Source organism: Selenomonas sp. oral taxon 892 str. F0426 (assembly GCF_000468035.1).
In the GTDB taxonomy this organism is placed as follows: Bacteria; Bacillota; Negativicutes; order Selenomonadales; family Selenomonadaceae; genus Centipeda.
Genome location: NZ_KI260539.1, coordinates 191,678 through 212,354, shown reverse-complemented (window position 1 = coordinate 212,354; position 20,677 = coordinate 191,678). Strand labels below are relative to the sequence as shown.

Below are 20,677 nucleotides of genomic sequence, written 5' to 3'. Positions count from 1 at the left end.
ATGGATATTCTGACGAACTACACCTTCCAGATTGTCGCGCTCGGCAGCGTCATCCTCGCCGTTGCCGCTGCTCCCGTGGGTGCATTCAGCGTCTACAAGGGACAGAGCCTCATCGGCGACGCGATCGGGCACTCGACCTTCCCCGGCATTGTACTTGCCTACATGGTGTTTGCAACGCGCAGTCCTGTCGTCCTTCTCCTGGGCGCAGTTGCTGCGGGCGCGGCAAGCTATGCACTCATCCAGCTCGCACACAGGGACAAACGCCTCGGACTCGACGCAAATCTCGCCATCTTTCTCTCGGGCTTTTTCGGTCTCGGCATGACGCTCAAGAGCTTTATTCAGGGCAATCCCGACTATGCGGGTGCATCACAGGCGGGACTTGGAACGTACATCTTCGGACAGGCGGCATACATGCTTGAGGCAGACGTACAGCTCATCTGCATTGTCTCCGCTGTTGTACTCATCCTGCTCCTGCTCTTTTACAAGGAGCTGAAGCTCTTCGTCTTTGATGCGGAGTACGCAGAAGTCGTCGGACTGCCCTGCCGCTTGCTGAACATCCTGCTGCTCGTCATGACAATTGCCGTCATCGGCATCGGGATAAAAGCGGTAGGCGCAATCCTGATCAGTTCATTTCTTATCATTCCCTGCGTCGCGGCAAGCCAGTGGTCAAACAGGCTTTCCCGCGTACTCTTCCTGAGCAGCCTGATCGGTGCCGTCTCCGCACTCGTCGGAACATACATCAGCACACTTGAGCAGGGCATGTCCACGGGTCCCTCCATCATTCTCGTCGCCTCGCTGATCGCCTTTTTCTCGATTCTATTCGGGACAAAGGGGATTCTCGGCAGAGTGTTGAAACGGAGGAAGATCAATGGATGACGCACTCCTCGTACTCCTCCTGACGGCAGCAGCATGTGCGCCGCTCGGTGTCTTTCTCATCCTGCGCCGCCTCTCGATGATGGCGGACGCGATCAGTCACACTGTTCTGCTCGGCATCGTGCTTGCCTTCTTTCTCACGCATGATCTCGGCTCCCCGTGGCTGCTCTTTGGCGCGGCGCTGATGGGCGTCATTACCGTCTCGCTTGTCGAACTGCTCGGCAAGACGAGTCTCGTCAAATACGATGATGCCATCGGCGTCATCTTCCCTCTCCTCTTTGCACTCGCCGTCATTCTCATCAGCAAATACGCAGGCAACGCGCACCTGGATACCGATATGGTACTCATGGGTGAGGTCATCTATGCGGGACTGAACACGGTGGAGATCGGCGGTGTGGAGATTGCCGCCGCCGCGCTCAAGATGGGCAGTCTGATCGCGGTCATCGCTGCATTTATCACCATATTCTACAAGGACCTCAAGGTCTCTACCTTTGACGGCGAGTATGCACGGCTCATCGGCGTGCCGACAAGCATCCTCTTCTATGCCTTTATGTCACTCACCTCATTGACCACGGTCGCAGCATTCGACGCGGTCGGTGCAATTCTCGTCATCTCCTTCTTTATCGCTCCCGGTGCGTCGGCGCTCCTCTTCACAAAGCATCTGTCGCATACCCTCCTTCTCGCGCTCCTCATCAGCTTTCTGAACTCAGTCATCGGCTATACACTTGCCGTACATATGAACGCCTCGATCGCGGGGCTGTGCGCTGTCATAAATATGCTTGTCTACATACTCGCCCTCCTGATAAGTCCGAAGGGCGCGATCACATCTTACATCCGCCGCTGTCAAAGCATACGTCAGATGCAGCGCGACCTCTTCCTCCTCCACATCGGCAGACATACTGCGGAACACACTCAAAGCGCCGAAAACCACAGGGACGAGATCGGCGACCATTTGAAATGGGACGAGTCCAAGGTGCGGCGCGTGAGCCGCGAGCTGATGGAGCGTCATCTCCTGCGGCAGGACGGCAGCTACTATCTGCTGACAGACGCTGGCGCGGCGGCGTATACGGCGCTCTGCAGGAGATATTACATCTAAAAAAAGCTGCTGTACGAAACAAAATCGTTCGTACAGCAGCTTTCGTTTTTCCTCTATTATCGGATAAAGTAGGACACACCGGATTCAAAGATCATCTGATTCATATCCCCCGGTACGTTCTTGCAGATATTTTCACCGATGCGCTCTGCGTGCGCCATGCGCCCATAGATGCGCCCGTCGGGACTCGTGATGCCCTCGATGGCATTCACGGAGCCGTTCGGATTATACGGCTGGTCAAGCGTAGGCTCTCCCTTCTCATTGACATACTGCGTTGCAATCTGTCCGCGGATACGGAGATTTGCAACGGTCTTTGCATCGGCGTAAAAACGCCCCTCGCCGTGCGAGACAGCGATCGTGTGCGTGTCTCCAACGCTCACGCCCATAAGCCACGGCGAGAGATTCGACGCCACGCGCACACGCACGGTCTGAGAGATGTGGCGCCCGATGTTGTTGTAGGTAAGCGTCGGTGTATTCTCATCCAGTTCGGTGATCTTGCCGTACGGCAGCAGACCGAGTTTCAGAAGCGCTTGGAAGCCATTGCAGATACCGAGGATGAGGCCGTCCTGATCGCGCAGGAGTCGCTGCACTGCCTCGGCAAGTGCCGGCGCACGGAACATCGCTGCGATGAATTTGCCTGTACCGTCCGGCTCATCGCCGCCGCTGAAACCGCCCGGCAGCATGAGGATCTGTGACTGCCGGAGTGTGGCTGCCAGCTCCTCCACCGTTTCTTCGACCGCCTTTGGTGTTAGATTCCGTACAACATGGATCGAGGGAATCGCTCCTACGCGTTCCCATGCACGTGCAGAGTCATACTCGCAGTTCGTCCCTGGAAATACGGGGATACAGACGCGTGGCTTGGCAATCCGCACAGAGCTCCCGGCGAATTTCCCCTGATGATACGGGGCGTAGGTTGGGCGGTCAATCTGCCGCACAGTCTGCGGCACCGTGGTCGGGAAGATCTTCTCGAGCGGCTCTGTATATGCCTCTTTGACATCAGCGAGAACAATGGTATCCAAATCCGTGATAATGCTCGGCACATCGCGCGTCTTTCCAATCTCAACCGCTCCCGTTCCGGCGAGATTGGCCGCCAGATCAAACGAAGAAGAGACCTCGAGCAGTATGGTTCCGTAGAGCGGTTTAAAGAGCTCGTCCTGCGGAATGAATGTGGTAAACTTAAAGCCAAGATTGTTGCCGAGGCACATCTTTGAGATGGCCGCTGCAATACCGCCGCGTCCAACACTCATTGCAGAGAACGCCTTCTTCTCCACGATCAGGTGGTGGATCTTCTCAAAGTTCGTATTCAGACGTGCAAAGACAGGGAGATCCTGTGCATCGTGCGGCACGGGAACCATGATAACCTTGTTGTTCGGATATTTGAACTCAGGCGAGATGACATCATCTGACCGAACCGTTGATACAGCAAACGCAACGAGTGTCGGCGGTACATTCAGATTCTCAAATGTCCCCGACATAGAGTCCTTGCCGCCGATGGCCGGAATCCCCATCTCATGCTGTGCATAGAGTGCACCGAGGAGTGCCGCGAAGGGTTTGCCCCATTTCTTTGGGTCGGTGCCAAGGCGCTCGAAATACTCCTGCAGCGTCAGCCGTACCTTCCTCGCATCACCGCCAGAGGCGACGATCTTTGCCACCGCTTCGACAATGGCATAGACGGCACCATGGAACGGACTCCACGTAGAGAGATCGGGGTCAAAGCCGAATGCCATCGCAGATGCCGTGTTCGTCTGTCCGTGGAGCACGGGCAGTTTTGCCACCATCGCCTCCGAGGGGGTCAGCTGATATTTGCCGCCAAACGGCATAAGAACGGACGCCGCACCAACAGTTGAGTCAAAGCGCTCCCCAAGCCCCTTCTGGCTGCAGACATTGAGGTCACGCAGATTCGCAATCCACATATCTTCGAGCGCACGCCCTACGCTCTTTACAAGCGGCGGAACCTGCTGAAGATAGGGCATTTTCTCATTCGGCGGCTCGACAACAACACGCACATGTTGGCGTACGCCATTCGTTGCGAGGAAGCTGCGCGCAATCCGTACAATCTCTTTCCCTCGCCACTTCATGACGAGGAGAGGTTCTCCTGTCACATGGGCGACCTCAGTCGCTTCGAGGTTTTCTACATCCGCATGGTAGAGGAATGCAGGAACATCTTTCGCAGCAAGGACCACCGCCATGCGTTCCTGCGACTCGGAGATGGCAAGCTCAGTTCCATCAAGACCCTCGTATTTCTTTGGAATAGCGTCGAGATCAATCGTCAGCCCATCTGCAAGCTCCCCAATGGCGACCGCAACGCCCCCTGCACCAAAGTCGTTGCAGCGCTTGATCATGCGGCTGACCTCTGGATTGCGGAAGAGGCGCTGGATCTTGCGCTCGGTCGGCGGATTCCCCTTCTGCACCTCAGCGCCCGATGTTGTCAGAGACGATTCCGTATGCTGCTTTGATGAGCCGGTTGCACCGCCGATTCCGTCACGTCCGGTACGTCCTCCCAGGAGGACAATAACATCCCCGGGCGCTGGACGTTCCCGCTGTACCTGTTCAGCAGGAGCTGCACCGATCACCGCCCCGATCTCCATGCGCTTTGCAAGATACCCCTTGTGATAGATCTCACGCACCTGCCCTGTCGCAAGGCCGATCTGGTTGCCGTAGGAGCTGTAGCCCTCAGCTGCACCAAGGGTGATCTTTTTTTGCGGGAGTTTGCCGGGCAGCGTGTCCTCGATCGGCACGCGCGGGTCGGAGGCCCCCGTCACACGCATCGCCTGATAGACATACGAACGCCCCGAAAGAGGGTCACGAATCGCACCGCCGAGGCAGGTCGCTGCACCGCCGAACGGCTCGATCTCCGTCGGATGGTTGTGCGTTTCGTTCTTGAACATGAGGAGCCATTCCTCATCCTTGCCGTTCACATCGACCGTGATGCGAATACTGCATGCATTAACCTCTTCCGACTCGTCGAGATCCTCGAGTTTGCCCTCCGCACGCAGTGCTTTCATCCCCATTACGGCAATATCCATCAGCGTTATATCGCGCTGCTTTCCATTTTTGTAGAGAGCCTTGCGGTCATCGGTATAGCGTTGATAGGCCTCAAATATTGGCAGGGAGAAGAATCCGTTCTCGATATTCACAGCATCGATCGCCGTGGTAAACGTCGTATGGCGGCAGTGATCCGACCAATAGGTATCAATGACGCGCAGTTCCGTGATCGTCGGTGCACGACGCTCCGTATCGCGGAAATACTGCTGTACGAACGCGAGATCCTCCACGCTCATCGCAAAGCCGCGTTCCCTATGAAACATCTCCAGCTCTCCGCGCGAGAGCTGGTTGAACTGCGTGAGAATCTCCACATCGAGCGGCAGTGTAATCAGACTCTCGAGAGTCGCAGGTGTTGCAAGGGATGCCTCGCGGCTCTCCACCGTATTGATCAGATATGCCTTGATCTGTTCGTAGAGCTGGTCACTCACCTTGCCGATAAGCACGATGACGCGTGCCGTACGCACATCCGGACGGTCTCCCTGTGTCACAAGCTGCACACACTCTGCTGCCGCTGCGGCCGTTGGGTCGAACTGCCCTGGCAGAGGTTCGATCGCAAATATACGTGCATCCGAAAAAAACGGCAGCGTATCCTCATATACGGTGTCGACCGGTGGATCGGCAAAAACGATATTCCGCACCTTTGCGAACTCATCGTCGCTCAGCCCCTCAATGTCATATCGCGTGATGATACGCACAGCACGCAGATCCGTCAGGCGGAACGTCTCTATCAGATCGCTGCAGAGCCGCTGTGCAGGAATATCGAAGAACCCCTGCCGCTTCTCTACAAAGATTCGTTTGACAGCCATACGAAACCCCTTCCTCTATCGCAATTTCTTCTTTCTATTTTAGCGAAATCATACAAAATATGCAACGGAAGATTCTCAGAAAATGCTGCCCTATTTTCTCTCCGCAGGAGAACCGCTCCTGCGGCTATTCAAATGTTCGATTGTAAAGCAGCGCGGCGATCATCACCACAAGGGTCGAGCCGGCATTATGCACCAATGCGCCCGTGGTCGGGGTCAGCAGCTCCATCAGAGAAAGGACAATCGCAGCAAAGTTGATGCACATCGAGAGAGCAATGCTCAGCTTAATCGTTTGAACGGCTGCGTTGGAGAGCCGCTTTAAGTACACAACCTTCGAAATGTCGTCGCTCATGAGTGCAATATCTGCCGCCTCGACGGCAATATCGCTGCCCATGCTCCCCATGGCGACGCTGACATCCGCCATTTTCAGCGACGGCGCATCATTCACGCCGTCGCCGATCATGCAGACGGTATGTTTTTCCTCCTGCAGCTGCACGATGCTCTGCACCTTTTCCTCCGGCAGGAGCTCTGCCCGCACTTCTGCGATGCCGAGCCGGTGTGCAAAATACTGTGCGGTCTGCTGATGATCGCCGGTGAGCAGGACTACACGCGTATTCATATCCAACAGCCGGGCAACTGCATCCTGCGCCTCCGGCCGCACAACGTCAGAGAGAGCAATTACTCCGATGCAGACGTCCTGCTCCGCCACGAGAATCGACACCTTCCCCTGCATACGCAGACGCTCCAGGACAGAACGCTCCGGCGTCCCAATGGAGATTCCGTTCTCTGAAAGGAACTTTTCATTCCCGCAGAGAACTCTGCGCTGATTCACCTCCGCGCAGACGCCCTTCCCCACCGACATTTGAAACATATCCGGTGCAGCAGCGGGAATCCCCTGTTCCTTTGCATGCGCAGCAACCGCCCTGCCTAGGGGGTGCTCACTTTTCGACTCGGCAGAGGCCGCCAGCGACAGCAGTTCTGCCGCGTCAATCTGCGGATCGAACGAAATTATATCGCTCACGCCCAGTCGTCCATAGGTCAGTGTCCCGGTCTTGTCAAATGCAACGGTATCCGCCCTGCCCATCGCCTCGAGTGCTTCACCGGACTTGATGATCACGCCGTATCTCGCCGCCTGTCCGATGGCCGCCATAACTGCCGTCGGCGTCGCGAGAATCAGTGCACACGGGCAGAAAACGACCAGAATGGTCACGGCGGTAATGATGTTGCCCGTAGCGACATATGCGCCTACTGCGATCAGAAGTGCCACAGGAACAAGCCAGCTTGCCCAGCGGTCTGCAATGCGCTGCATCGGCGCCTGCTTTTTTTCGGCATCCTGTACCATGCGGATCAGCTTTTGCAGCGAACTGTCTGCGCCGACCTTCGTCGCGGAAATATCAATCGATCCAAAGCAGTTGATCGTCCCGCAGAAGACTTCTTCCCCCGTACTCTTGTCGATTGGAATGGACTCCCCTGTCATGATCGACTGATCGACCGAGGTCTCTCCGCACAAAACGATCCCGTCGACCGGAATGATCTCGCCGGGGAGAATGCGCAGCACATCCCCCTGCCGAATCTCCTCCGCCGCAATCATTTCTTCCGCACCGCTGCGGATCCTGCGGCCCTGCGTCGGAGCGAGCTGAATGAGCTTCTTCAGTCCCTGTTTCGCGCGGTTCGCTGTCGCCTCTTCGAGCAGCGCACCGATCGCCATGATGAATACGACCTCGCCCGCGGCAAACAGATCGCCGATGGCGATCGCTGCGAACATGGCGATGCAGATCAGGAGCGCAGAGGATATTTTGCGGATGCCCGGGTTATAAATCATGCGCCAAACGGCAAGATAGAGCAGGGGGATCCCGCTGATCACAATGCTTACCCACGCGGGATCAAACGGCAGGAGGAGCACCGGAGGCTGCGTTCCACCGAAACCGCCCGTCACATGGGGAATAAAATCCAGGAGCAGAAAGATGCCCGCAACAATTGTCATTGGCAGTCCTGCCAAAAAATCATTGATTTTTTTCAGTATAAATCCCCCTTCCCTGCACGGACGAAATGACTTCACCCTTTTCGCTTCATGCGTTGAAGCCCCCAATAAAATATATCTCATTTTAGCACGAAGGAAGCATCAATCAAGAGACATTCTCATTTATATATCCGTTACTGTACACTTTCCGTAATTTGTATAGAGTTTTCGCCATAAGAAAAAGGACATCTCTGCAGATGTCCTTTTTCACTATATTGGCCGGGCCGTTAGGAAACCGCCGTCTCAAGCGCGATCTTGATCATGTCACTGAAGGTTGTCTGCCGCTCCTCCGCCGTGCACCGCTCTCCTGTGAGGAGATGGTCGCTGACGGTGAAGAGGGCAAGCGCCTGACGGCCGAATTTTGCTGCGAGCGTATAGAGTGCCGCCGCCTCCATCTCCACGGCAAGCACGCCGTACTGACGGAGTTTCGCATTATCGATCTCTTCGTCATAGAAACGGTCGACGGAGATGACATTGCCGACGCGCGCGGGGAGATTCAGCTTCTTTGCATGCTCCACAGCAGCCGAGAGAAGTTCATAGTCGGCGAGCGGCGCATAGTTGATTGCCCCGCCGAAGATGTTGCGGATCATGGAGGAGTCCGTCGTTGCCCCCTGCGCAATGAATACGTCGCGCAGCTTCACCTTCTCATGCATGCCGCCGCAGGTGCCGACGCGGATGAGTTTCTGTACACCGTAGTAGTCCATCAGCTCATTGGCATAGATGGAGATGGAAGGCATCCCCATGCCCGTCCCCTGTACCGAGACAGGAACACCGTGATAGGTGCCCGTATAGCCGAGGATGTTGCGAATGGAGGTATATTCCTTCACCCCCTCGAGGAAATTCTCTGCGATGAACTTTGCGCGCAGCGGATCGCCCGGCAGCAGAATACGCTCGGCGATCTCGCCCTTTTCGGCAGCAATATGCAGTGAACTCATGATAATTCTCCTATCTCAAATGATACATCAGTCACCATAGCCGTTCGGATGGCTCTCGTGCCATTTCCATGCCGTGCCGATGACCTGCTCCACATCCGTATACACGGGGTTCCAGCCAAGCACAGCCCGTGCCTTCTCACTCGAGGCGACGAGCTGCGCGGGATCTCCTGCGCGGCGCGCGCCGATCTCCGCCTTGATTGCACGCCCCGTCGCCTTCTCGGCCGCGGCGATCATCTCACGCACGGAGAAGCCCTGGCCGTTGCCAAGGTTGAAGATGTCACTCGTGCCGCCCTTTCGGAGATATTCAAGTGCGCACACATGCGCATCCGCAAGGTCTACCACATGGATATAGTCGCGCAGACATGTTCCGTCCGGTGTCTCATAGTCATTCCCATAAATAGTAATATGATCACGCTTTCCTATCGGCACCTGGAGGATGAGCGGAATGAGATGCGTCTCCGTCATATGCGCCTCGCCGATCGAGCCATCCGGCAACGCCCCCGCTGCATTGAAGTAGCGCAGAGAGACATAGTGCACACCATTTGCGCGGCTCACCCACTTCATCATCTTCTCCATCGTGAGCTTTGTCTCGCCGTAGGTGTTCGTCGGGTTCGTTTCGTCATCCTCATGAATCGGCACACGTTTCGGCTCGCCATACACTGCCGCTGTCGAGGAGAAGACGATTTTGTCCACGCCATGACGCACCATGCCCTCAAGCAGCACCTGCATTCCGTAGACATTGTTGTTGAAGTAGAGCAGCGGCTTTTCCATGCTCTCGCCGACGAGGGAATTCGCTGCAAAGTGGATGACCGCCTCAATCTTGTTTTCTGTGAAAATCTTGTCGAGCACGGAGGCGTCGCGAATATCACCCTCGTAGAACTTCGCCGCAGGGTTCAGAGCACCGCGATGCCCCGTCTGAAGATTATCGACAACAACGACCGCTTCACCTTTTTCGATGAGCGCGTGCACGGCATGAGAGCCGATGTACCCTGCCCCGCCGCATACCAATACTGCCATAACATACTCCTTTTGCTCTTAGAGACGGCGCGCACCGTCTTTGCCGCATAGACGCTCGGCGCATAACCGATCTTTTCCATATAGGCCAATGTTCTTCTCAAACGCAGGGATCGCCTCATCGCGCACAATGCAGACCGTACAGCCCCAAAGCCGCCCGTCATACGCGAAAACCAAGCACGCTCTCCTGCCCTCCGCGCGCGTATCCAGCGCAGGCCCCGTCACCTCGTAATCGTCGCGCAGTCCTTCTGTCCCATGCCAACGGCGAACTGATCCATGATACCAGATTCATGCCGACAAACTGATTCTCCGCCTTCTGTGCAAGCTTTACAACCTCTATCATGTCAATGCTCGGTGCAAGTTCGTCGTTCAGAATCACACGTTGCATTACAAAAATCCATTTGCACGGCAGTTACTAGTACTGTTGTCGTTTATTCGATCGCCGTTTCGAGTGCAATCTTGATCATGTCGTTGAATGTGGTCTGCCGCTCCTCTGCCGTACACTTCTCGCCCGTGAGGAGATGGTCGCTGACGGTGAAGAGCGCCAGCGCCTGCCGTCCGTACTTCGCTGCGAGCGTATAGAGCGCCGCCGCCTCCATCTCAACCGCGAGCACGCCGTACTGACGCAGCTTCGCGTTGTCGATCTCTTCATCATAAAAGCGGTCGACGGAGATGACATTGCCGACGCGCACGGGGAGGTTCAGCTTCTTTGCATTCTCCACAGCGGCGGAGAGCAGCTCGTAGTCCGCGAGCGGCGCATAGTTGATCGAGCCGCCGAAGATGCTCCGAATCATGCCTGAGTCCGTCGTCGCGCCCTGTGCGATGAATACGTCGCGCAGCTTTACCTTCTCGTGCATGCCGCCGCAGGTACCGACGCGGATGAGCTTCTGCACACCGTAGCAGTCCATCAGCTCATTCACATAGATGGAGATGGACGGCATGCCCATGCCCGTACCCTGCACGGAGACGGGAACGCCCTTGTACGTGCCTGTGTAGCCTAGAATGTTGCGGATGGAGGTATACTCCTTCGCCCCCTCCAAGAAATTCTCCGCGATGAACTTCGCGCGGAGCGGATCCCCCGGCAGCAGGATGCGCTCGGCGATCTCGCCCTTTTCGGCAGCAATATGCGGTGTACTCATAGTCTCTCTCCTCTTCTCATCATGTAATCCAGATAGATATATTATATGTCCATGTATAAACAAACGCAAGACAAGCCCCAAACCAAAAGCCTCAAGAGCTCATTTGGAATACGAGGTCTTGAGGCTTTATCTGTGATTCAGCGGATGTTCATCCGCTGTGCTTGCTCACGCAGACGCGCGATACGCTCCTGCGTGTCAGGGTGGGTTGAAAACAGGCTCTTAAACGAGATATCGCGTCCCGTGAGCGGGTTGATAATGCACATGTGCGCAGTCGCGGGCGTTGCCTCGGGCAGCGGCGCGCCGTGCACAGCATAGTACTCGATCTTTTCGAGTGCGGCGGCGAGGTAGTTCGGATTGCCGCAGATCTCAGCGCCGCCCTCGTCCGCATCGTATTCGCGCGACCGCGAGATCGCCATCTGGATGAGCGCTGCTGCAATGGGTGCGATGATCGCTGTCGCGATGAGGCCGATGATGCCGCCGCGGTCATCATCGCTCGAACGTCCGCCGCCGAAGATTGCTGCCCACTGAGCGATGCTCGCGGCGTAGGAGATGACGGTCGCCATTGTCGCTGCAATCGTCGAGATGAGGATGTCACGATGCTTGACATGAGCGAGCTCATGTCCGAGTACGCCCGAGATCTCGTTGTAGTCGAGCACGCGCATGAGTCCCGTCGTCACGGCAACGGCCGCGTTTGATGGGTTGCGCCCCGTCGCAAACGCATTCGGTGCATCCTCGTTGATGATATAGACACGCGGCATGGGGAGTCCCGCACGCCCCGCAAGTTTTTCAACAAGGCCATAGAGCTCCGGTGCACTCGTACGATCCACTTCACGCGCATTATACATGCTGAGCACCATGCGGTCGGAGAACCAGTACGAGAAGAAGTTCATGCCGAGTGCAATGACAAGCATGACCGTCATACCTGTCTGTCCGGCAAAAACTCCGCCGAGTGCAACCATAAGCGCCATAAGGAGCGCCATGAGCATCGTTGTTTTGATTGTGTTCATAGGCTTTTGCCTCCATTAAAATCTAAACTTTGTCCTTTTGACTATATCATACAGAGCGATTATGGAAAAAGGCTGAAATTCTCTTTGATACAATTAAATTGTCTCGAAGTTTACCAGCTTCGCATCAAAGATTCCATCGACAGCGAGCACGCGCGCGAGGGTCTCATCAGGGATGTCATGGTCAATTGTAAGCGCCATGATGTTCATTCCCTCGCGGTCAGACTTACCTACCTGCATGGAGGAGATATTGACGCCCGCCTCTCCCATAATGGAGCCGATTGTGCCAATGACACCAGGGCGATTGATATGCGGGCAGATGAGGAGACGTGCATGCGGGTCGATGTCCACACGGAACCCATTGATCCGTACAATGCGCCCCTCTGTACCGAAGAGTGTGCCCTGCACCTCTGCCGTACCCGCTTCTGCCGTACCCGCCGCCGTCGTGACGCGTACGGTAATGAGCGTCGAATAGTGCGAAGGTTCCTTTTCCTTGACCTCCGTCACCTTGATGCCGCGCGACTTCGCGACGCTCGGAGCGTTGACGTAGTTGATCTCGCTTTCAAGGATGGGGTTGAGCATTCCCTTGAGGAGTGCCGTCGTAAGAAAACTGGTGTTGACCTCCGTGATCTCGCCGTTGTAGACGACCTCCACATGGGAGATGGGCCCTTCGGCGAGGGAGCAAACGGTGCAGCCGAGCTGCTCCGCGAGTGTGATGTAGGGGCGGATGACGCGCATGACTTCCTTTGATACGGGTGCCATATTGACTGCCGCTGTCACGGGTTCCCCGCGCAGTGCCGCGCGGATTCCCTCCGCCACATCTACAGACACGCCAATCTGCGCCTCCACCGTGGACGCACCAAGGTGCGGTGTGAGCACAATGCCCGGAAGGCCGCGCAGCGGATGATTCTCCGCAAGCGGTTCGCTCTCGAACACATCGATTGCCGCGCCTGCCACGACCCCATCCTTGACCGCTGCCGCCAAATCACTTTCGTCGATGATTCCGCCGCGCGCGCAGTTCACGAGCCGCACGCTCCGCTTCATCTTCTTCATCTCACGCATGGAGATCATCCCGCGCGTCTCCTTCGTGAGCGGCATATGCACGGTAATAAAATCTGCCGCAGCAAAGATATCGTCAAGTGTCCCAATGGTCACACCGAGCGCCTTGGCTCTCTCCTCATTGATATAGGGGTCATAGGCGATGACATTCATGTCAAAGGCAAGCGCACGCTTGGCAACACCGCTGCCGATGCGCCCCATGCCGATCACGCCGAGCGTCTTGCCGCGCAGCTCCACTCCGACGTAGGCTTTGCGGTTCCACTCCCCCGCATGCATCGTCGCATCTGCCTCGGGAATCTTACGTGCGAGCGAGAGCATCATCGCCATCGTGTGCTCCGTCGCTGCGATTGTATTGCCGCCCGGCGAGTTGATGACGATGATGCCGCGCTCCGTCGCCGCCTTCACATCGATGTTGTCCACGCCGACGCCTGCACGTCCGATAATCTTAAGTTTATCGGCGCGCGCAAGTACATCCGACGACACCTTCGACGCGGAGCGCACCATGAGTGCATCGTAATCACCGATGATCTCCACCAGCTCCTCGTGCGCGATCTTATCGCGTACATCGACCTCATAGTCCGCCAGCAGTCCGATTCCCTCGGGCGAAATCCCGTCCGCAGCTAAAATCTTCATCTGTAAGCCCTCCCATGCGGCACAGTGCCGCTGTCTATTTGCACCGTATAATACGATTCATTATAGACAAAAGTGGCGATGTGTGTCAAATGCCTAAGGAAGCCCTGACAAGTTCACGCGTATTCATATCTTTACGCTTCGGTTGACAATCTTCTTTCATGGACGATATACTAAAAAACATTATCTAACAAATAAATGAAATATAAGAGTTCACTTCAAATAAATATATAATGGAGTACCTATGACATACAAGACACTTCTCGGGCGATGTCTGCAGTTCATCCCCGTCTTTTTCGGCATCACCCTGCTTTCCTTCGGACTCATCTACATCGCCCCCGGCGATCCCGTCGGCATCCGGCTCTCAGCAGGCGGAGTCGCCGCTGATCCGCAGCTCGTGGAGCGGATGCGTGCAGAGATGGGTCTCGATCAGCCCTTTCTCGTGCAGTACGGACGCTGGCTCATCCATTTTCTCCAAGGCGATATGGGCAAATCCTACATCACCGACCTGCCTGTCGCTGCAACGTTTTGGAAAGCACTCCCCTACACGCTTCGTATGGCGGGTACGGCAATGGGGCTCACACTCCTCATCTCCCTGCCGCTCGGCATCGCCATTGCCGCGTGCCGCAACAGCCGCATGGACTATGTCATTCGCTTTCTCACATTCGTCCTGAATGCGATGCCCGGGTTTATCATCGGGATCGTCCTCATGTTCATCTTTTCCTATCGGCTTGGCTGGATTCCCGTACTCGCAACGACAAAGCCGATCGGCATGATCCTGCCCGCGCTGACGCTTGGGCTCGTCATGTCCTCACGCTACATTCGTCAGATTCGCGCGGCGGCACTCGATGAGCTGGCAAAGGACTATGTGATAGGGCTGCGTGCACGCGGCATTACGGAGCGCGTGATCCTGTTCCGCAATGTGCTCAAGAACATCATGATCATTGTCATCACGCTCACGGGCATCTCCATCGGCTCGCTCCTCGGCGGTACGGTTATCATCGAGACCATCTTTAACTGGCCCGGCGTCGGCAGTCTCATCATGGGAGCAATTGGGAATCGCGACTATCCTGTCATTCAGGCGGTTGTCGTCTGGATGGCACTCGCATTCTTCCTCGTGAATCTCATCACGGACCTCTCGTATCGTTATTTCAATCCCAAGATCAAGGATCTCTAAATGATGAACTTCTTTCTGCAAGCGCCGCTCCTCTTTCGCACATTCGCGCTTCTCGCGGCGCTTATCCTCATCGTGAGTCTCTTCTCCGCGCAGCTTGCCCCCTACGATCCGTATGCGACCGATCCGCAGCTGATCCTAAAGGCCCCGTCTGCAGAGCATCTCCTCGGCACGGACAACTACGGCAGAGACATCCTCTCGCGCATTCTCGCGGGCGGGAAAACGAGCATCTTTGCCGTGCTCTTCATCATCCTTGTCGCTGGCTCGCTCGGCAGTCTCATTGGACTGCTCTCGGGCTACTATCGCGGGCGGATGGACGCGGTGCTCATGCGTATCACGGACGTGTTTCAGGCGTTCCCCGATATCGTGCTCGCGATCGCGGTCGCCGGTGTGCTCGGCGGCGGACTCGTCAACGCCATGCTCGCACTCATCGTGACGACATGGACACAGTACGCACGCATTGCACGGAGCGCGACGGTCGCGGCAAAGGAGGAGACATACATACAGGCGGCACGCCTCTCAGGATGCAGCGACGCTCGTATCCTCTTCGGACACATTCTGCCGAATATCGCGGGGCCGCTCGTTGTTACCGCCGTGCTCCACGTCAGCACGATGATGATGGGCCTTGCGGGACTCTCTTACCTCGGCATTGGCGTTCAGATTCCCGCCGCTGAGTGGGGCGCGATGATCAGCGAGGGACAGAAATATCTCCAACAGGCACCGTGGGCGGCACTCGCGCCAAGCGCAGTGATGGTTGCGGTCATGATGGTGTTCAATATGTTCGGCGATCAGCTGCGTGACCTGCTCGATCCTAAGACAAGAGAAAAACGCGTATAGGAATACGCTTTTCTATAGAAATATTATTGTTTTATTTAAGGAGGAAACATGAACAAAACACTGAAACGTCTCTGCGCTGCACTGCTGCTTGCCGTTCCGCTTGCCGTGACCGGCTGCGGCGGCTCGGATCAGGCGGCAGACAGCAAGAAAATCGTGCGCGTCGGCGGCACAGTCGCCGTGACGAGCACGATGGATCCCGCGAAGGAGTGGTTCGGCTGGTACGCTGTGCGCTACGGTGTCGGCGAAACACTCTTCCGTCTCGACGACAGTATGAATCCACAGCCGTGGCTCGCCGAAAAGGCAGAGAATGTTGAGCCAACGGTTTGGCGCATTACGCTGAAGGACAATGTCACATTCTCCAACGGGGAGAAGATGACGGCTGAGAAGGTCATTGACTCCCTCAAGCGCACGGCGGAGACAAATGACCGCGCTGCATGGCTGAAGGATGCAGCGTACACGGCAGAGGGCAATGTGCTCACAATTCGTACAAAAGAGCCGTATGCGACCCTCGTCAACGATCTGTGCGACCCATACGCTGTAATCGTCGATGTTGCAGGCACGAAGGACTTTGAGAACGCTCCCATCTGTACGGGCCCCTTTGTCATGAGCAGCTTTGAAGCAGACAAGCACGCCCTCATGACGAAGAACGCGAAGTATTGGGGCGGCGCAGTGAAGGTCGACGAGGTCGAGTACACGAAGATCGCAGACTTCAACACGCTCGCAATGGCACTGCAGGGCGATGAGCTCGACGTAGCACTGGATCTCAGCCCCGAGACGGCAGAGACAGTTGCAGCGAATGACAAGTTTACGCTTGTCAAGACACCGCAGACACGCACCTATCAGCTCTACATGAACCTCGACAAGCTCACCGATCCCGCCGTCCGTCAGGCGATCATGTATGGTGTTGACAAAAAGACTATCGGCGACCAGTATCTCAAGGGCGCAATGACAGCGTCGAACAGTGCGTTCCTCGCCTCCACGCCCTATGGCGATCCCGCGCTCAAGGCACGCTCCTACGATCCTGAAAAGGCAAAGCAGGTGCTTGCAGCGGCAGGATATACGGACACGAACGGCGACGGCATTGTCGAGAAGAACGGACAGCCGCTGACCGTCGAGATGGGTGTCTACAAGCGGCTCTTCAACGAGAACATCACAACGGAGATGCAGGCACAGCTCAAGAAAATCGGCATTAACGTCAACATCGTTTCACATGAGAAATCAACCTACTACAAGGCGGGCGAATACGAAATCGGTCTTTACTCCGTCATCACCATGCCGACGGGCGACCCGTATGCATTCCTGCGTGATGTGCTGAGCGCAAAGGGCGTTGCAAACTTTGGGCATTACAACAATCCCGTCGTGGAGCAGCTGCTGTCCGACCTGCCGAATACATTTGACCCGACAAAGCGCATCGCACTCGTCAACCACATTCAGCAGCAGGTAATCGATGATGCTGCGATGGACTTCATTGGGTTCAACAATATGCAGGTCGGTATCTCGAAGAAGGTCACTGGTTTCCTCTCCACGCCGAGCGACTACTATCATGTGACAAAGGATCTGGATAAGAAGTGAGCGCAGACAAAGCGCACAGCGGAGCAGAGTCATGCAGGAACTCTTACGAATTGACCATCTGACTGCGGGGTACGGCGCTAATGCCGTGATCGAGGACATCAGCATCAGCCTTCATGCGGGCGAGGTACTTGGCATCGTCGGCGAGAGCGGCAGCGGCAAATCCACCCTGCTTAAGGCAATCGCACAGATCCGCGGACTCTCCACCGAGATTCACACAGGCACGGTCTCCTTTGAGACGAAAAACCTCGCTGTACTCTCCGAGGGAGAACGGCGCAGGCTGCGCGGTGAGGAGATTGCGATGGTGTTCCAGTACGCAGGTGCATCACTGAACCCTACGCGGCGGATTGGCACGCAGCTCGCAGAAACGATGCGTGCACACACCGATCTGTCGCGTGAGGAAATCGACGCGCGCGCGGCAGAGGTATTCGGCGGCATGGGCTTTGCCGATGCACACCGCATCCTCTCTGCTTATCCGTTCGAGCTGTCGGGCGGCATGGCACAGCGCGCCGCGATCGCACTCGCCGTCATCCTGCGCCCGCAGCTCCTCCTCGCCGATGAACCGACCTCGGCACTCGACGCGACGATCCAGCTGCAAGTCCTCGACGAGCTGCGTGCGCTCAAGGAGCGCACGGGTACTGCAATCCTCCTCATCACACACAACATCGGCGTCGTGCGGCACATTGCCGACCGCGTCGCCGTCATGTGCAAGGGGAAGATCGTCGAGCAGGGCAGCGTGGATGAGGTGCTAGGAAATCCGCAGCATCCCTATACGCAGGAACTTCTTGCGGCCGTACCGAAGATGTCCGCGACACATACGGACTGCGACCGCATGGAGCATATGCACGTCACCCAGGATTTCTCCGCAATCACGAAGGAAAAAAAAATAAGCGATGATGAGGACACACTCCTGCGCTTTGACAACGTCTCCATGCACTTTGACGATGCGGCGGGACGCGTCCAGGCAATCGACGGCATCTCCTTTTCCCTCGGGCGGCGCGAACTCCTTGGCATTGTCGGTGAAAGCGGCAGCGGCAAATCCACCGTTGCAAAACTCCTCACAGGACTGCATACGGCAACGGGGGGCAGCATCCTCCTCAACGGCAGGGACATCACGCACACAAGTGGAAAAGAGCGACGTGCTCTCTACACACGTATGCAGATGGTGTTTCAGGACGCGCCCGGCTCGTTCAACCCGCGCCGCAGTATCGGCGCGATGATCGGCGAGACCATCTGCCGTCTCTGCACCCCCGATGCGCGTACGACAGCGCAGCGCGTCGGCGAACTCCTTACCGAGGTGGGGCTTCCCTCCTCCTATGCCAATCGCTACCCGCACGAGATGAGCGGCGGCGAGTGCCAGCGGGCGGCAATTGCACGCGCTATGGCCGTCCATCCCGAAATCCTCGTCTGCGACGAGGCGACCTCGGCACTCGATGTGTCCGTACAGGCAAAGATCATCGCTCTGCTCCTGCATTTGCAACGAGAGCATGGCATGAGCCTTCTCTTCATCTCACACGATCTGCCGCTCGTCAGCTCCATCGCCGACCGCGTCCTCATCATGCAGAATGGACGCATCGTCGAGCAGGGCGAGACCAACCGCGTCCTCAGAGAACCAGGCGAGGACTACACGCGAAATCTCCTGCAGGCGGCACTGTAAACTCACGCAAAAACGGGACTTCCGTACGAAACAACATTTTGCTTCGTACAGAAGTCCCGTTTACTTATCTATGAATGGATATTCTTTTACACAGCAGCAGCTTCGGGCGCGTTTACCTCGATGCCGAACATCGCCATATCGTCCGCGACGTTCGTGATGCCGCCGATGCCGAAGGTCTCAACGAGTACCTTTGCGACGTTCGGAGAGAGGAACGCAGGGAGCGTGGGGCCGAGGTGAATGTTCTTCACGCCGAGGTGGAGCAGCGCGAGGAGGACGATGACCGCCTTCTGCTCATACCACGCGATGTTGTAGGCGATGGGGAGTTTGTTCACATCATCCAGACCGAATACCTCTTTGAGCTTCAGTGCGATCAGTGCGAGCGAGTAGGAGTCGTTGCACTGACCGGCGTCGAGGACGCGCGGGATACCGCCGATGTCGCCGAGATCCTTCTTGATGTACTTGTACTTCGCACAGCCCGCCGTGAGGATGACCGTGTCGTGCGGAAGCGCTTCCGCAAACTCACCGTAGTACTCACGCGACTTCATGCGGCCGTCGCAGCCTGCCATGACAACGAACTTCTTGATCGCACCGCTCTTTACCGCCTCTACGACCTTGTCCGCCACGGCAAAGACCTGCTCGTGAGCAAACCCGCCGACAATCTCTCCCGTCTCGAGTTCCGTCGGAGGCGCACACTTCTTCGCGCACTCGATAACGGGCGTAAAGTCCTTCTCGCCATTCACAAGCGGAATGTGCGTGCAGCCCTCGACACCGACCGCTGCCGTCGTGAAGAGGCGATCCTTGTAGCTGTCCTTCGGCGGCACGACGCAGTTCGTCGTCATAAGGATTGCACCGTTGAACTTCTCGAACTCCTCTTTCTGGAGCCACCATGCATTGCCGTAGTTGCCTACGAGGTTGTCGTATTTCTTGAACGCAGGATAGTAGTGCGCGGGAATCATCTCACCGTGCGTATAGACATCAACGCCCGTACCCTTCGTCTGCTCCAAGAGTCGTTCGAGATCCTTGAGATCATGACCGGAGATGAGGATGCCAGGACGATTGCGGACACCAAGCTTCACCTTCGTGATCTCGGGGTGTCCGTAGGTGCCCGTATTCGCACCATCGAGGAGTGCCATGCCGTCGACGCCCCACTTCCCCGTCTCAAGCACAAGCGCCGTCAGCGCATTGCCGTCCAGCGTATCGTCGAGGAGCTGCGCGAGTGCACGCTGCATGAATGCGTCAATCTCCTCGTTCTCGTGCCCGAGCGCGTTCGCATGCTCAACGTAGGCAGAGAGTCCCTTCAGGCCGTAGGTCGTCAGCTCGCGCAGGCTGCGGACATCCTCGTTCTCCGTTGCGAGAATGCCGACCGTCTTCGCCTTTGCTGCAAAATCTGCGCGGGGCGCCGTCCAATGCGCGGCCTCCGGCAGATGCGATGCATCGGCAAGCTGGCTAAGGAGATCCGCCTTCAGCGCAAGACTCTCCTCGATCACATCCATGATCGCCTCGCGGTCGAAGTTCGCGTTCGTGATTGTAATGAAGAGGTTCATCGTCACGCGATGATTTACCTCGATCGCAACCTTCTTGCCCTCTGCGCGCAGTGCCGTCGTTACCGCGCCGAGCCCCTTCGTCACATAGACGAGCAGATCCTGCATCTCTGCGACATCCGGCTTCTTTCCGCAGACACCCTGCACCGTGCAGCCCTTGCCGCCGGCCGTCTCCTGACACTGATAGCAAAACATTTTAGCATCCATTGGAATCTCTCCTTATACGCAATACACATTTGATGCGTTAATTATAGCAAAGGGCAATCGCAATAGATGTAACATAT

General features: G+C 56.6%; 15 protein-coding genes and 1 pseudogene. 6 read left to right on the top strand and 10 right to left on the bottom strand.

Going from position 1 to position 20,677, the window contains the following annotated elements; all coding sequences use genetic code 11:
- Entirely contained in the window at nt 1-876 is an 876-nt protein-coding gene (locus HMPREF1992_RS06265; protein WP_021685018.1) for a metal ABC transporter permease, read from the top strand.
- Nucleotides 869-1,969 carry a metal ABC transporter permease gene (locus HMPREF1992_RS06260; RefSeq protein ID WP_021685017.1) on the top strand — a complete coding sequence of 367 codons (1,101 nt, stop codon included), beginning with the start codon at nt 869-871 and terminating at the stop codon, nt 1,967-1,969. Before HMPREF1992_RS06265 ends, HMPREF1992_RS06260 begins: the two co-directional genes overlap by 8 nt.
- A 56-nt stretch (nt 1,970-2,025) precedes the next feature.
- On the opposite strand, the gene HMPREF1992_RS06255 is transcribed toward HMPREF1992_RS06260, so the two are convergent.
- The 9 genes and pseudogenes from HMPREF1992_RS06255 to serA form a co-directional block, all read right to left on the bottom strand.
- The gene (locus tag HMPREF1992_RS06255; RefSeq protein WP_021685016.1) at nt 2,026-5,817 is read right to left on the bottom strand and encodes a phosphoribosylformylglycinamidine synthase; all 3,792 of its coding nucleotides are present in this window, start codon (nt 5,815-5,817) and stop codon (nt 2,026-2,028) included.
- Nucleotides 5,818-5,941: 124 nt separating this feature from the next.
- Nucleotides 5,942-7,798 carry a cation-translocating P-type ATPase gene (locus HMPREF1992_RS06250; RefSeq protein ID WP_231366961.1) on the bottom strand — a complete coding sequence of 619 codons (1,857 nt, stop codon included), beginning with the start codon at nt 7,796-7,798 and terminating at the stop codon, nt 5,942-5,944.
- A 263-nt stretch (nt 7,799-8,061) separates the two neighbouring features.
- Nucleotides 8,062-8,769: a purine-nucleoside phosphorylase gene (deoD, locus tag HMPREF1992_RS06245; protein WP_021685014.1), complete on the bottom strand. Its 708-nt coding sequence runs from the start codon at nt 8,767-8,769 to the stop codon at nt 8,062-8,064.
- A gap of 27 nt (nt 8,770-8,796) precedes the next feature.
- The gene (gene galE / locus HMPREF1992_RS06240; protein ID WP_021685013.1) at nt 8,797-9,786 is read right to left on the bottom strand and encodes a UDP-glucose 4-epimerase GalE; all 990 of its coding nucleotides are present in this window, start codon (nt 9,784-9,786) and stop codon (nt 8,797-8,799) included.
- An 18-nt stretch (nt 9,787-9,804) separates the two neighbouring features.
- Nucleotides 9,805-9,960, bottom strand: coding sequence for a hypothetical protein (locus tag HMPREF1992_RS11785; protein WP_021685012.1), 156 nt, complete (start codon nt 9,958-9,960; stop codon nt 9,805-9,807).
- 53 nt (nt 9,961-10,013) lie between these two features.
- Nucleotides 10,014-10,180 (bottom strand): annotated as a pseudogene (locus HMPREF1992_RS12005) (galactokinase); the annotation flags it as partial.
- Between the two features lie 34 nt (nt 10,181-10,214).
- Nucleotides 10,215-10,922, bottom strand: coding sequence for a purine-nucleoside phosphorylase (gene deoD, locus HMPREF1992_RS06230; RefSeq protein ID WP_021685010.1), 708 nt, complete (start codon nt 10,920-10,922; stop codon nt 10,215-10,217).
- Between the two features lie 137 nt (nt 10,923-11,059).
- Nucleotides 11,060-11,929 (bottom strand): zinc metalloprotease HtpX, encoded by an 870-nt coding sequence (gene htpX, locus HMPREF1992_RS06225; RefSeq protein ID WP_021685009.1) that lies wholly within the window; start codon nt 11,927-11,929, stop codon nt 11,060-11,062.
- 93 nt (nt 11,930-12,022) lie between these two features.
- Nucleotides 12,023-13,618, bottom strand: a complete 1,596-nt coding sequence (serA, locus tag HMPREF1992_RS06220; RefSeq protein WP_021685008.1) for a phosphoglycerate dehydrogenase — start codon at nt 13,616-13,618, stop codon at nt 12,023-12,025.
- A gap of 241 nt (nt 13,619-13,859) precedes the next feature.
- On the opposite strand from serA, the gene HMPREF1992_RS06215 reads away from it, so the two are divergent.
- Genes HMPREF1992_RS06215 through HMPREF1992_RS06200 form a run of 4 tightly spaced genes read left to right on the top strand, consistent with a single transcriptional unit; the run spans nt 13,860 to nt 18,852 of the window.
- Nucleotides 13,860-14,792: an ABC transporter permease gene (locus tag HMPREF1992_RS06215; RefSeq protein WP_021685007.1), complete on the top strand. Its 933-nt coding sequence runs from the start codon at nt 13,860-13,862 to the stop codon at nt 14,790-14,792.
- On the top strand, nt 14,793-15,626 hold the full coding sequence (locus tag HMPREF1992_RS06210; RefSeq protein WP_021685006.1) for an ABC transporter permease: 834 nt from the start codon (nt 14,793-14,795) through the stop codon (nt 15,624-15,626). It abuts the gene before it with no gap.
- Nucleotides 15,627-15,674: 48 nt separating this feature from the next.
- Nucleotides 15,675-17,198, top strand: a complete 1,524-nt coding sequence (locus tag HMPREF1992_RS06205; RefSeq protein WP_021685005.1) for an ABC transporter substrate-binding protein — start codon at nt 15,675-15,677, stop codon at nt 17,196-17,198.
- A 31-nt stretch (nt 17,199-17,229) separates the two neighbouring features.
- Entirely contained in the window at nt 17,230-18,852 is a 1,623-nt protein-coding gene (locus HMPREF1992_RS06200; protein ID WP_021685004.1) for an ABC transporter ATP-binding protein, read from the top strand.
- An 86-nt stretch (nt 18,853-18,938) separates the two neighbouring features.
- On the opposite strand, the gene hcp is transcribed toward HMPREF1992_RS06200, so the two are convergent.
- Nucleotides 18,939-20,600, bottom strand: a complete 1,662-nt coding sequence (hcp, locus tag HMPREF1992_RS06195) for a hydroxylamine reductase (RefSeq protein ID WP_021685003.1) — start codon at nt 20,598-20,600, stop codon at nt 18,939-18,941.
- Between the last annotated feature and the right edge of the window lie 77 nt (nt 20,601-20,677).